The sequence below is a fragment of the Longivirga aurantiaca genome (genome assembly GCF_042660085.1).
Taxonomy (GTDB): Bacteria; Actinomycetota; Actinomycetes; order S36-B12; family CAIYMF01; genus Longivirga; species Longivirga aurantiaca.
In genome coordinates this window covers 2,118,858-2,132,338 of record NZ_JBHSTI010000008.1, presented here as the reverse complement: position 1 = coordinate 2,132,338, position 13,481 = coordinate 2,118,858, and the positions used below count along the sequence as shown (strand labels likewise).

The following is a 13,481-nucleotide window of genomic DNA, read 5'->3' as shown; positions in this document are numbered from 1 at the left end:
GCTCGGCCTCTCGGCCGCTCGTCACCCGCTCGCGGAACCGCGCCGATCGCGCCGTCGCGCTGACGGGCCCGGGGCCAGCTCGGACTCCCGCTGGCCGACGATCTCCTCCAGCAGCGCCACGAGTGCGTCGGCGACGTCGTCCGGGTCGGTCTCCCACTCGTCCATCTGCTCGCCGAGGAAGAGCCCGTCGGTGACCGCCATCGTGAGGCGTGCCAAGGTGCGGTGCAGGTCGCGGTCAGCCGCCGCCGGGCCTCGGGCCAAGGTGCCGGCGAACCAGGCGGTCAGCGTCTTCTCCGCCTGCCGTCGGATGGCGAGGAACCGGGCTCGAGCCGTCGTGCCCTCGTCCCGAGTCTCGAGGGCGATGAGGTGCCCGACCAGCAGGAAGTCGGGCGCCTCGTGGAAGCTGCCGATCGTGCTGCGCAGGACGACCTTGAGGGTCGCGACCCGTTGCTCAGGCGTCGTCGCGAGCGTCCAGGTGGGCTGGCGGTCGAGCCATTCGTCGAAGCTGCGCTCGAGCACCTCGGCCAGGAGCGCGCCCTTGTCGGCGAAGAACCAGTACAGCGAGCTCGGAGGGAGCCCTGACCGTTCGCAGATGCGGCTGATGCTCGTGCCGACGTACCCGCGCTCGGCCGACACCTCAGCGGCGGCGCGCAGCAGGCGAGTTCTCGAGTCCTCCGGCAGGGCACTCAGCGGCACCGGCCGGCCCGGGCGAGCGGCGGATGCCGTTGGGCGCGTCGGCGAACCGGCGAGCCGCAGCGCTACCGGTGGCAGCGCGCGCCCCAACGCGTGCGTCAGGCGCGGATAGCTCCACACCCGGTCGGTCTCCGAGGCGAGGAGGAGTCCGTCCGCAGCCGCGAGCTGAAGGCGGGCGAGCACACGCGGGGCGCCACCGTCCGCGCCGACGGGAAGCTCATCGGCCCACCAGCGCTCCGTCGACTCGATCGTCGCCCGCCGCAAGGCGAGGAAGCGGTCCCGGGCCGCGATCTCGTCCGTGGTGCGCAGCAGTCCGAGCATGAGACCGAGCCGCCAGAACTCCGGTGCCGTGGCGATCGTGGTGCGCAGCCGCTCCATGCGCTGCGCCACCCGCGACTCGAGGTCGTCGCCGACGTCGGGGTCGGTCCGGGGCTCCGCCTCGAGCCAGCGGGACCAGCTGTGGTCGAGCGCCTCGGCGAGAAGGTGGTCCTTGTTGCGGAAGTGCCAGTAGATCGACGACGACGGCAGTCCGGTGCGCTCGGTGACCAGCGACATGGTGGTGCCGGAGTAGCCGCGCTCCGCGGCGATCTCCAGCGCGGCGTCGAGGATCAGCGCCCGCGACTCCTCACCCTGGCGGTGGCGTCGGGCTGTCCGGGGCGGCACGGGGACATTCTTGTGCCGGACGGTGCGGCGCGGGCGCCGGGTCGGCGGCTACTCCGTCAGACCGGTCGCGGACGCGCCGGCACGTGCGCACTCGGCGTCCTCGTCCGGGGTCGCCCCGCTGACGCCGACCGCTCCGAGGACCGCTTTGCCCGCGCGGACGAGCACGCCGCCCGCGAGGGTCGTCACGGTGAACGGCATCTGCTCGTCGATGACGGGGATCAGGTCGGGGTAGGTCTGCGCCAGCCCGGCAACATCGGCGCTGTCCATCCTCAGGGCGACGGCTGTGCGCGCCTTGGTGCGCGCGATGTGCGGCGTGAACGACGGTGCACCCGGCATGCGCGCGGTCAGCACCTCGTTGCCCGCGCCGTCCACCACGCTGCACGACACCGAGGCGCCGATGGTCGTCGCATGTGCCACGACCGCGGCGAGCGCGGCCTGAGCCTGGGGCAGATCCACTGCACGCCTCCTGGTTGCTGACGGCCCGACGGACCGAGATCTTGATGTCCGAGGGCCCGATGAGTCACGAACATTAGAGCGATGGGCGAACGGACGAAACCGAGTCCGGGCGAGTCGCCTTCGTGACGCCCTAGCGCGACAGCGCCCGGCTGAGGGCCAGTGCGGCCGTGCGCACGGCCGGCGCGAGGCGGGCAGGCTGCAGCTGGCCGGACGGCACGCTCACCGAGAGGGCAGCCACCGGCTCGCCCCGCACGAGCACCGGCGCAGCGACGCAGCTCACTCCGAGCGCGGCCTCCTCCCGGTCGTAGCCGACACCCGCGGCCCGGATCGTGGCCAGCTCGTCCTGCAGCACCGCGGGGTCGGAGATGGAGTGCTCGGTGAGCCTGCGCAGCGGGCGCGACACGACCTCCTCGACGAGCGACGCAGGGGAGAAGGCGAGCAGGGTCTTGCCGACCCCCGTGCTCGAGAGCGGGAGACGCCCGCCCACGCGTGACGGCATGTCGACGCCGGAGTGCCCCCGGATCTTCTCGGCGTACAGCACGTCGAGGTCGTCGCGGACGGCGAGGTGCACGGTCTCGTGGGTGGCCTCGTAGAGGTCCTCCATGAACGGCAGCGCGGTCTCGCGCAGGCGGCGCTTGATGGGCACGAGCTCGCCGAGCTCGAAGAGCGCCCGGCCGAGGACCCATCCCTCGCCCGTGCGCTCGAGCAGCCCTTGACCGGCCAGCACCTCGACGATGCGGTGCGTCGTGGACTTGGGGAGATCGGTCCGTCGCGCGATCGCCGAGAGCGATTGCGGCTGTCCCGTAGGACGGAACGACTGCAGGATATGGACACCGCGCTCGAGCATCGTGTCGCGAGATTCAGCGAGTGCTGCACTGCGATCCGGCCGCTCTGACACCGTCGATCCGGCAGCAGGTTGAGTGTTCCGTGACATGGAACGAAGTGTGACGTACCGATCGTCACCCGTCCATGCTGGGCCCATGACCCCCTCCACCGATCCGCGGCAGGCCGCGGCCGACCGCCTCTGGGCGGCCGCCCAGACGCGCACGCCGTGCCCTCCCGTGCGCGACCTCATGGCAGCGGACGACGTCGAGTCGGCGTACGCCGTCGCCTCGGTCAACGTCGCCCGCCGGCTCGAGGCCGGTGCGACGCGGGTCGGCCGCAAGATCGGGCTCACCTCGGCCGCGGTGCAGAAGCAGCTCGGCGTCGGAACCCCCGACTTCGGCTCGCTGCTCGACGACATGGCCGTGCCCGCCGGGGGCACCGTGCCCGCTGGCGCCCTGCTGCAGCCGAAGGTCGAGGCCGAGGTCGCGTTCCTGCTCGCCGCGGACCTCGACGGCGCGCTCGAGGACGTCGCGGAGGTCCGCGCGGCCGTCGCCGGCGCGATGGCAGCGATCGAGATCGTCGACAGCCGCATCGCCGACTGGGACATCTCGTACGCCGACACCGTCGCCGACAACGCGTCGAGCGCCCTCTACGTGGTGTCCGCCGCCGTCGTGCCGCTGACCGAGGTCGAGCCGGTCGACGTCGTGATGACGATGACGGTCAACGGCGAGAAGGCGTCCGAGGGGCAGGGCTCGGCCTGCCTCGACGACCCGCTCCTCGCGCTGCTCTGGCTCGCCCGCACGGTCCGGGACCTGGGCGACCCGCTGCGCGCGGGCGAGGTCGTGCTGTCGGGCGCGCTCGGTCCCATGGCCGTCGTCCGCCCGGGCGACGTCGTCGAGGCGGACATCTCCGGCCTCGGCCAGATCTCGGTCACGTTCGCGCAGGAGGAGACGGCATGACCCGCAACAAGGTCGCGATCATCGGATCCGGCAACATCGGCACCGACCTCATGATCAAGGTGCTGCGCCTGTCGCAGACGCTCGAGATGGGCGCGATGGTCGGCATCGACCCGGCGTCGGACGGCCTCGCCCGCGCGGCGCGCATGGGTGTGCCGACGGTCGCGACCGGTGTCGACGGGCTGCTCCAGCTGCCGCACCTCGACGAGATCGGCATCGTCTTCGACGCGACCTCGGCAGGTGCGCACGTCTACAACGACAGCCGGCTCGCGGGCACCGGCGTCACGATGGTCGACCTCACGCCGGCCGCGATCGGCCCCTACGTCGTGCCCGCGGTGAACCTCGACGAGCACCTCACCCAGCGCAACGTGAACATGGTGACCTGCGGCGGCCAGGCGACCATCCCGATGGTCGCGGCGATCTCGCAGGTGGCGCCCGTGCACTACGCCGAGATCGTGGCGTCGATCGCGTCGAAGTCGGCCGGCCCCGGCACGCGCGCCAACATCGACGAGTTCACCGAGACCACCTCGCTCGCGATCGAGAAGGTCGGGGGTGCCGCGCGCGGCAAGGCGATCATCATCCTCAACCCGGCCGAGCCGCCGCTGATCATGCGCGACACAGTGCTCGCGATCGTCGACGAGTGCGACGAGCAGGCCGTCGTCGACTCGGTCGAGCGGATGGTCGAGCGGGTCTCGTCGTACGTGCCGGGCTACCGCCTCAAGCAGAAGGTGCAGTTCCGCAAGGTCGGGAAGGACACGCCCGAGCGGGTGCTCGTGCCCGACCGCGAGCCGGCCGACCGCCTCGTGGTCTCGGTGTTCCTCGAGGTCGAGGGCGCCGGCCACTACCTCCCGGCGTACGCCGGCAACCTCGACATCATGACCTCGGCAGCCCTGCAGGTGGCCGAGCGCGTCGTCGCCACGCACGCCAACCCCACGCTGGAGGTCGTCCCGTCATGACGCAGCTCTACATCCAGGACGTCACCCTCCGGGACGGCATGCACTCCGTCCGCCACCAGTACACGCTCGACCAGGTCCGCGACATCGCCGCGGCCCTCGACGCCGCCGGCGTCGACGCCATCGAGGTGACCCACGGCGACGGCCTCGGCGGATCGAGCCTCAACTACGGCCCCGGACGCCACACCGACTGGGAGTGGATCGCCGCCGCAGCCGAGGTCGTGAAGACGGCCAAGCTCACCACGCTGCTGCTTCCCGGCATCGGCCGGATCGAGGACCTCGAGCACGCGCACGACCTCGGCGTGCAGTCGGTCCGCGTCGCCACGCACTGCACCGAGGCCGACGTCGCGATCCAGCACATCGGCAAGGCGTGCGAGCTCGGGATGGACGTGTCGGGCTTCCTCATGATGAGCCACATGGCCGAGCCCGACGTGCTCGTGCAGCAGGCGAGGATCATGGAGGACGCCGGGGCCGGGTGCCTGTACGTCGTCGACTCGGGCGGCCGTCTCACGATGACCGGCGTCCGCGACCGCGTCCGCGCCTTCCGCGACAACCTGGAGCCGGAGACGCAGGTCGGCATCCACGCCCACCACAACCTCGGCCTCGGGGTCGCCAACAGCGTCGTCGCGGTGGAGGAGGGCGCGTACCGCGTCGACGCCTCGCTCGCGGGCCAGGGTGCAGGTGCGGGCAACTGCCCTATCGAGGCGTTCATCGCCGTCGCCGACCTCACCGGCTGGCAGCACGGCTCGGACGTGATGGCGCTCATGGACGCCGCCGACGACCTCGTGCGCCCGACGCAGGACCGCCCGGTGCGCGTCGACCGGGAGACCCTCACCCTCGGGTACGCCGGTGTCTACGGCAGCTTCCTGCGGCACGCCGAGCGGGCGGCCGACACGTACGGCCTCGACACCCGCGCGATCCTCGTCGAGGTCGGGCGCCGCAAGCTCGTCGGCGGCCAGGAGGACATGATCGTCGACGTCGCCCTCGACCTCGTCGCCGCGCGCGACGGGGTCGCGGTGTGACGCAGTCCTCGTCGATGTGACTGCGTTTACACAAGGTTCGACCAGCCCTCGCGGAACCTCGGGGGATAGCGTCGCCAACGGGGTCGGCAGATCCGGCACGGATCGAGCGACCGAGGGTCAGCAGGCTCGGAGGGATCAGGTCATGCCAGGAGCATCGGCGTACGTCTTCGACTTCACGCAGGGGTCGAAGGACCAGAAGGACCTGCTCGGCGGCAAGGGTGCGAACCTCGCCGAGATGACGAACCTCGGGCTGCCGGTGCCGCCGGGGTTCACGATCACGACCGAGGCGTGCCGCTCCTACCTGGCCAAGGGCAAGGAGCCGGGCGAGCTGCGCGTGCAGGTCACGATGGCGCTGCGGCACCTCGAGGACTCGCTCGACCGGCGCCTGGGCGACCGGCACGACCCGCTGCTGGTCAGCGTGCGGTCGGGGGCGAAGTTCTCCATGCCCGGCATGATGGAGACGGTCCTGAACATCGGCCTGAACGACGCCAGCGTCATCGGCCTGGCCGAGGCGAGCGGCAACGAGCGGTTCGCGTGGGACTCCTACCGCCGCCTGGTGCAGATGTTCGGCAAGACGGTGCTCGGCATCGAGGGCGACCGGTTCGCCGACGCGCTCGACGACGCGAAGAAGGCCAAGGGCGTCGCGCTCGACACCGAGCTCGGCGTCGAGGACCTGCAGGCGCTCGTGCAGCTGTTCAAGGACATCGTGCGCGAGGAGTCGGGCCGCGACTTCCCGCAGCACCCGCGCGAGCAGCTCGACCTCGCGATCCGCGCGGTGTTCGACTCGTGGAACACCGACCGCGCGCGTCTCTACCGCCGCCGTGAGCGGATCCCGCACGACCTGGGCACCGCGGTCAACGTGTGCACGATGGTGTTCGGCAACCTGGGCGAGGGCTCGGGCACGGGCGTCGCGTTCACCCGCGACCCGTCCACGGGTGCGCCCGGCTCGTACGGCGACTACCTCGAGAACGCGCAGGGCGAGGACGTCGTCGCCGGAATCCGCAACACCCTGTCCCTCGACGATCTCAAGGGCCTTCTGCCCGAGGCGCACGCCGAGCTCATGACCGTGATGCGCCGCCTCGAGACGCACTACCGCGACCTGTGCGACATCGAGTTCACGATCGAGCGCGGCAAGCTCTGGATGCTGCAGACCCGCGTGGGCAAGCGCACCGCGGCAGCGGCGTTCCGCATCGCGACCCAGCTCGTCGACGAGCACCTCATCCACGAGGACGAAGCGCTCGACCGGGTCACGGGCGCGCAGCTCGCGCAGCTGATGTTCCCGCAGTTCGACTCGTCCGCCGAGAGGCAGCTGCTGTGCAAGGCCGGCGCAGCGTCACCGGGTGCGGCGGTCGGCAAGGTCGTCTTCGACTCCGCAGCCGCGGTCGCCGCGAAGGAGCGCGGCGAGGACGTGCTGCTGCTGCGCCGCGAGACCAACCCGGACGACCTCGAGGGCATGATCGCCGCCGTCGGCATCCTCACCGCGCGCGGCGGGAAGACCTCGCACGCGGCCGTCGTGGCCCGTGGCATGGGCAAGACCTGCGTGTCCGGCGCCGAGGACCTCGACATCGACGTGCACCTGCGCACCGCGCGGTGCGGCGACATCACGATCGTCGAGGGCGACGTCCTGTCGATCGACGGCTCCACCGGTGAGGTCTTCATCGGCGCTGTGCCCGTGCGTCCGTCGCCCGTGGTGATGTACCTCGAGAACGGCCTCGAAGCCGCGCTCGTCGACGCCGACGAGGACACAGCTGCGCTCGTGACGAGCGTCGACCGCGTGCTCGGCTACGCCGACGAGATCCGCCACCTGCGCGTCCGCGCCAACGCGGACACCGCCGAGGATGCCGCCCGCGCCCGCTACATGGGTGCGGAGGGGATCGGCCTCACACGGACCGAGCACATGTTCCTGGGCGACCGGCGCGTGCTCATCGAGCGCGTGATCCTCTCCGACGACGAGGACCGCCAGGCCGCTCTGGACGCGCTGCTCCCGCTCCAGCGGCAGGACTTCATCGAGCTGCTCGAGCAGATGGACGGCCTTCCCGTCACGATCCGCCTGCTCGACCCGCCGCTGCACGAGTTCCTGCCCAACCTCACCGAGCTCTCGGTGCGGGTCGCGGTGGCGGAGGCCAACGGCTACTCCGAGGCCGCCGACCTCAAGCTGCTCGCGGCGGTGCAGCGCCTGCACGAGTCGAACCCGATGCTCGGCCTGCGCGGCGTACGTCTGGGGCTCGTCGTGCCGGGCCTGTTCGGTCTGCAGGTGCGGGCCATCGCGGAGGCCGCGGTCGCGCGCAAGAAGGCAGGCGGCGACCCGAAGGTCGAGATCATGGTGCCGCTGGTCGGGTCGGTGATGGAGCTGCACCTGGTGGCCGACGAGACCGACGGCATCGTGCACGAGATCGCCGCCCGCGAGGGTGTCGACCTGCACATCCCGATCGGCACGATGATCGAGCTGCCGCGTGCGGCGCTCACCGCGCACCGCATCGCCGACGTCGCGGAGTTCTTCTCCTTCGGCACCAACGACCTGACCCAGACCACGTGGGGCTTCAGCCGCGACGACGTCGAGGCCGAGTTCTTCGCGACCTATCTCGACAAGGGCGTCTTCACGGTGTCGCCGTTCGAGACCCTCGACGCCGACGGCGTCGGGCGCCTGGTGCGGATCGCGGCCGAGGAGGGGCGCAAGACCCGGCCCGACCTCAAGCTCGGAGTCTGCGGCGAGCACGGCGGCGACCCGGAGTCGATCCACTTCTTCCACTCCGCCGGGCTCGACTACGTGTCGTGCTCGCCGTTCCGCGTGCCCGTCGCCCGCCTCGAGGCCGGACGCGCCGCCATCGCCGGCGCTGGGTCCGACACCCGCTGACGGGCCGCCCGGTTCTGCGGGTGCGCCGTCATCGGTGACACTGGACCCATGGCGGTGCGGACCCAGGCCGACCCGGTGGTGCATGCGCGCCGACGGTCGCCCGTGCATGCCTTCCTCGGCCTCCTCGTGGCGCTGGTGCTCGTGGCCGGTGTGCTGCTGCCTCTGGTCGGAGCCACGGTCGTCGTCCTGACGGCCCGCAACGACGACCGGACCCCGACGGACGCCATCGTCGTGCTCGGTGCTGCACAGTTCTGGGGGAAGCCCAGCCCGGTGCTCGAGGCCAGGCTCGAGCACGCCGCCGCCCTGCACGCCGACGACGTCGCCCCGCGCATCATCACCGTCGGCGGCAAGCAGCCCGGCGACATCACGACCGAGGCGCAGGCCGGTCGCGACTGGCTCGTGGACGCGGGTGTGCCGCGCGCGTGGATCACCCCGGTGCCGACCGGGAGCGACACGCTCACGAGCCTCACCGCCGTCGCGGAGAAGATGGCCGCGAAGGGCTGGACCTCGGCCACCATCGTGACCGACCCGGCGCACGAGGCCCGGAGCCTCGCGATGGCCAGGGCGCTCGGCATCGACGCGCACGGGTCGCCGACCCAGAGCGGAGCCGGCTCGAGCCTCACGCTCGACTACATCGCCCGCGAGACCGCCGGCCTGCTGCGGTTCTGGACGGTCGAGCGCTGGTCGGTCGAGCAGGTCGTCGGACTGTGAGCCGGCCCGCGGGTCGCTAGGGTCGCGGGTGATGACTCACCCCGACGACGACCGCCTCTCCGAGGGCTACGCGTCCCACGACGAGGCCCGCTGGGTGGTCGAGCCGCCCAAGCGCGCCGGTCGTACGGCGTTCGCGCGCGACCGCGCCCGCGTGCTGCACTCGGCCGCGCTGCGTCGCCTGGCGGCCAAGACCCAGGTGCTCGCGGCCGGGGAGAGCGACTTCCTGCGCACGCGGCTCACGCACTCGCTCGAGTGCGCGCAGGTCGGCCGCGAGCTCGGCCTCGCGCTCGGCTGCGACCCCGACCTCGTCGAGGTCGCGTGCCTGTCGCACGACCTCGGCCACCCGCCGTTCGGCCACAACGGCGAGGACGCGCTCGCCGAGGCGGCGTCGGCCGTCGGCGGCTTCGAGGGCAACGCGCAGTCGCTCCGCATCCTCACCCGGCTCGAGGCCAAGACGTTCGGCAGCGAGGGCGGCCCGCGTCCCGGCCTCCCGGTGGGCCTCAACCTCACGCGGGCCGCGCTCGACGCCGCCACGAAGTACCCGTGGCAGCGCGAGGAGGGCAGGCGCAAGTTCGGCGTGTACGACGACGACCTCGACGTCTTCACCTGGCTGCGCCACGGCGCCCCCGACGGCCGTACCTGCTTCGAGGCGCAGGTGATGGACTGGGCGGACGACGTCGCCTACTGCGTGCACGACGTGGAGGACGCCGTGGTGGCCGGCCATCTCGACATCCGCGCGATCGGCGGCTCGGTCGACCGCGCGGGGCTGCTCGCCGTGGCTGCGGCGTACGCGCCCGACTCCGACGTCGCGGAGCTCGGCGCGGCCCTGGACCGGCTCACGGCGCTGTCGTTCTGGCCCTCGGCGTACGACGGATCGCTGCGCGATCTCGCGACTCTGAAGAACCTGACCTCGCAGCTGATCGGGCGGTTCGCCTCGGCCGCCGAGCGCGCGACCCGCGCGCAGTGGGGCGACGGACACCTCACCCGCTACGCCGCGACCCTGGAGGTGCCGCGCGAGCAGCGGCTCGAGGTGGCGGTGCTGAAGGCGGTCGCGAACCTCTGGGTGATGCAGCGCGAGGGCGCCGAGGACGTGTACTCGCGCCAGCGCGAGGTGATCCACGAGCTCGTCGCCGCGATCCGGCTGCGCGCGCCCGAGGTGCTCGACCCCGTCTTCCGTGCAGCCTGGGACGCGGCCGGCGACGACGCAGCGCGGCTGCGTGTGGTGGTCGACCAGGTCGCCAGTCTCACCGACCGCAGCGTGCTCGCCTGGTACGCCGACCTCTGCTCCTAACCCCCGATTTGGTAGTGGTAAGTCGCGGTATACCGCGACTTACCACTACCACATCGGGTCAGGCGAGGCCGACGGCGGTGTCGAGCATGTGGGCGGTGCGGTCGAAGAGGTCGCGGGCCTCCTCGCGCGTGCGCCCGATGGCGGTCGCGCCCACGCGGCCGGCGACGGCGACCGCCGACACCATGTGCAGCGCGACGCCGACCTGCGTGACCGGGTCCCAGGCGATGTCCGAGTCGCGGATCAGGTCGAGGACATCGTCGGGCGTGAGCTGGCGGTACTCCGGGTGCTCGACGTGGTCGCTCGCGACGTAGTAGCGCGGGCCGTCGTCCGCGAGGAAGAGGCCCGAGTCCTCGTCGTACTTGCCGTCGGTGAGGCCGAGCAGCGTGAGCGCGGGATGGGTCGTGCCGCCGTTGCGGAGGTTGATCTCGATCGCGTAGGCGTGCCAGCCGTCGTCGCGGCGCACCATCACGAAGTCGACGGCGAAGCGGCCGACGACGCCGCGCCGGGCGAGCTCGCGCCCGATCGCGCGGCCGTGCCGGGTGAGGACGCCGATGAACTCGTCGCGAGCAGGGAACTCGCAGCCGAGGAAGGTCTGGCCGTTCGGGCCGCCGAGCAGCTGGTCGTGCGTCGAGAGCACCTCGACCTGGCGCAGCGGGCTCGCCCGCAGCTGCACGCTCGGGCTCTGCACCTCGAGACCGTCGAGCCACACCTCGACCACGCCGCCGGTCACGGCGAGCGAGGCGAGGAAGTCGGCAGGGGAGAAGCCCTGGTCCTCCGGGTGCAGCAGCCGTACGACGTCGTCCGCGGTGATGGGCGAGAGGAGCCCGGGCTCGACCAGCGCGTTGCCGAGGCCGCCCACACCGTCGTCGATCTTGACCACGAACCGGCGCGTGCCGGGATGGTCGTGCCGGAGCGCGGTGATCGCGTCGGCGACCTCCTGCGCCGTGCGCACGCCGTCGACCCCGGGTGCGAAGGGCACGCCCGCTGCGGCGAACACCGACCGGCTGCCCGTCTTGGTGCCGAGGTGCACGAGAGCGGGGTGGGTGCCGTAGAGGGGGACGTCGAGGGCCAGGGCGAGCTCGGCCTCGTTGCGCGTGGTCATGAACGGCAGCAGCAGCGCGTGCTCGTGCTCGTGCGCGATCTGCCGCATGCGGGCCATCACCCGCGGCCGCTCGAGGATCTTGTTGGTGAGCGGCAGGTGCGAGTGGTCGCCGATGCTGATGACGGTGAGCCGCTTGTAGAGGTCGCTGTGGTCGCCCGGCTGCATGGAGAGGTAGTAGTCCACCAGCCTGCGCAGCATCGGCACCGACGTCACGTAGACGACATGCGTACGGGGGCTGCGGGCCAGTGCCAGCACCAGGAAGAGGTAGCGCTCCTCGTACGCCGCGAGCACCTGCTCGAGGGCCGGGATGTCGGCGGTGATCGAGGAGACGACGAGGATCGCGCGGTCCATCGACTCGACGGTGCGGAGGGTCATCCCGGGCCACATGTCCGCCAGGCGCATCTGCAGGGCGCGGAAGGCGGCGTCGTCGAAGTCCTCGAGGTCGTCGGTCGCGCGCAGCGAGGGCGCGGCGCCCTCCACCGACAGCCGGTCGAGCGCACGTGCCCCGGCGTCGACGGTCAGGTCGATCCGCACCTGGTCGGGCATCGGTGCTCCCACCGGTCACCCGGGCCCGGCTCGGGCCCGTCCCTCGCCCAGTGTGGGGCGCGGGACCAGGTGCTCGCAGCCACTATCGCCCGAAAGGTGTTGTGCCACGCGGGGTTGTAAGGGTTGCCTATCCGCCCTCAGGGGGCGACGACGGCCCCGCGCACCGCGCGGAGAAGTGCCTCGATGTCGCCGTCGTCGGTGTACACGTGCGGGCTCACGCGCACCTGGCCCTCGATGCCCTGCGCGCGGAAGTCGCGCAGCGCGTAGTCGGGCGGCGACAGGCTCACGTTGACACCGGACGCCTTCACGGCCCGGTGCACGTCGGCAGCTGCCCGACCCTCGACCGTGAACACCACGATGCCGGTTCGCACGCTGCCACGGTCGCGCACGACGACACCCGGGATCTCCGCAAGGCCCGCACGGATGCGATCGGCCGCGGTCATGATCAGGCTCCGGGTGGTGTCGAGGCCGAGCCCGAGCGCGTAGTCGGCGGCGGCACCGAGGCCGAGGAGCAGGGCAGGGCTGCGCTCCCACTGCTCGTAGCGGCCGCCGCCGTCGATCACCGTGAACTCGTCGTCGTCGACCCATTCGGCCGAGTGCAGGTCGAGGAGCGCCGGCTCGAGCGACAGCGCGCGGTCCGACAGTGCGAGGAACCCGGTGCCGCGCGGGCCGCGCAGGAACTTGCGGCCGGTGGCGCTCAGGAAGTCGGCGCCGATCGCGGCGAGGTCGAGCGGCATCTGCCCGACCGACTGGCAGGCGTCGAGCAGGTACCAGGCCTCGCTGCCGCTCTCGCGCAGCACCTGGCCCACGGCCTCGGCGGGGTTGAGCAGGCCGTTGTGGCTCGGCGCGTGCACGATCGAGACCAGCTTCACGCGCTCGTCGAGCATCGCGCGCAGGGCCTCGGGGTCGAGCGCTCCGTCGGCGCCGTCGGGAACCGCCTCGACGGTGATGCCGAGTCGGCGCGTCGCCTGGAGCACCGGGATGACGTTGCTGGCGTACTCCGCCTGCGCCACGAGCACGCGGTCGCCGGCCTCGAACGGGATCGAGAGGAACGCACGCAGGAACGAGTCGGTGGCGCTGGAGGTGAGGGCGATGGACGACGCCGGAGCGCCCACCAGCCGGCCGAGCGAGGCGTAGACCGCCTGCAGCCGGTCGCCGGCCTCGGCCGCGGCCTCGTAACCGCCGATCTCCGCCTCGCGGTGCAGGTGCGCGCTGACGGCGTCCAGCACCACGGACGGAGCGAGCGCGGCACCCGCGTTGTTGAGGTGCACCTGGGTGAGGCACCCCGGGGTGTCGGCGCGGAGGCGGGCGAGGAGCGCTGAGTCGGTCACGCGGCGATCCCACCACAGCCGGACTACGCCGTGCCGCCGGGAAACTGCCGCCTCGCGCAGGGTTCCGCTCCCAGCCCA

At 72.1% G+C, this 13,481-nt stretch carries 11 protein-coding genes; 6 read left to right on the top strand and 5 right to left on the bottom strand.

Going from position 1 to position 13,481, the window contains the following annotated elements; all coding sequences use genetic code 11:
- Nucleotides 1-21: 21 nt before the first annotated feature.
- The 3 genes from ACFQGU_RS14150 to ACFQGU_RS14140 form a co-directional block, all read right to left on the bottom strand.
- Nucleotides 22-1,356, bottom strand: coding sequence for a TetR/AcrR family transcriptional regulator (locus ACFQGU_RS14150; RefSeq protein ID WP_386767730.1), 1,335 nt, complete (start codon nt 1,354-1,356; stop codon nt 22-24).
- 48 nt (nt 1,357-1,404) lie between these two features.
- Complete coding sequence (locus ACFQGU_RS14145) at nt 1,405-1,812, bottom strand: GlcG/HbpS family heme-binding protein (RefSeq protein ID WP_386767728.1); 408 nt, start codon at nt 1,810-1,812, stop codon at nt 1,405-1,407.
- Between the two features lie 130 nt (nt 1,813-1,942).
- Entirely contained in the window at nt 1,943-2,659 is a 717-nt protein-coding gene (locus ACFQGU_RS14140; RefSeq protein ID WP_386767726.1) for an IclR family transcriptional regulator, read from the bottom strand.
- Between the two features lie 133 nt (nt 2,660-2,792).
- Here ACFQGU_RS14140 and ACFQGU_RS14135 point away from each other — a divergent pair, with 133 nt between their 5' ends.
- The 6 genes from ACFQGU_RS14135 (at nt 2,793) to ACFQGU_RS14110 (ending at nt 10,424) form a co-directional block, all read left to right on the top strand.
- Entirely contained in the window at nt 2,793-3,596 is an 804-nt protein-coding gene (locus ACFQGU_RS14135; protein WP_386767724.1) for a 2-keto-4-pentenoate hydratase, read from the top strand.
- On the top strand, nt 3,593-4,549 hold the full coding sequence (locus ACFQGU_RS14130; protein ID WP_386767722.1) for an acetaldehyde dehydrogenase (acetylating): 957 nt from the start codon (nt 3,593-3,595) through the stop codon (nt 4,547-4,549). The genes ACFQGU_RS14135 and ACFQGU_RS14130 overlap by 4 nt, the downstream gene beginning before the upstream one ends.
- Nucleotides 4,546-5,568 (top strand): 4-hydroxy-2-oxovalerate aldolase, encoded by a 1,023-nt coding sequence (dmpG, locus tag ACFQGU_RS14125; protein WP_386767720.1) that lies wholly within the window; start codon nt 4,546-4,548, stop codon nt 5,566-5,568. Before ACFQGU_RS14130 ends, dmpG begins: the two co-directional genes overlap by 4 nt.
- 142 nt (nt 5,569-5,710) lie before the next feature.
- Nucleotides 5,711-8,422: a pyruvate, phosphate dikinase gene (ppdK, locus tag ACFQGU_RS14120; protein WP_386767719.1), complete on the top strand. Its 2,712-nt coding sequence runs from the start codon at nt 5,711-5,713 to the stop codon at nt 8,420-8,422.
- A gap of 48 nt (nt 8,423-8,470) precedes the next feature.
- Nucleotides 8,471-9,133 (top strand): YdcF family protein, encoded by a 663-nt coding sequence (locus ACFQGU_RS14115; RefSeq protein WP_386767717.1) that lies wholly within the window; start codon nt 8,471-8,473, stop codon nt 9,131-9,133.
- A gap of 31 nt (nt 9,134-9,164) precedes the next feature.
- A complete protein-coding gene (locus tag ACFQGU_RS14110; RefSeq protein ID WP_386767715.1) occupies nt 9,165-10,424 on the top strand; it encodes a deoxyguanosinetriphosphate triphosphohydrolase in 1,260 nt (419 codons plus the stop codon).
- Nucleotides 10,425-10,482: 58 nt separating this feature from the next.
- Here the strand turns inward: ACFQGU_RS14110 and ACFQGU_RS14105 are convergent, their stop codons facing one another.
- Both ACFQGU_RS14105 and ACFQGU_RS14100 read right to left on the bottom strand, forming a co-directional pair.
- The gene (locus ACFQGU_RS14105; RefSeq protein WP_386767713.1) at nt 10,483-12,072 is read right to left on the bottom strand and encodes a peptide ligase PGM1-related protein; all 1,590 of its coding nucleotides are present in this window, start codon (nt 12,070-12,072) and stop codon (nt 10,483-10,485) included.
- A gap of 137 nt (nt 12,073-12,209) precedes the next feature.
- Nucleotides 12,210-13,403, bottom strand: coding sequence for an aminotransferase class V-fold PLP-dependent enzyme (locus ACFQGU_RS14100; protein ID WP_386767711.1), 1,194 nt, complete (start codon nt 13,401-13,403; stop codon nt 12,210-12,212).
- Nucleotides 13,404-13,481 lie beyond the last annotated feature (78 nt).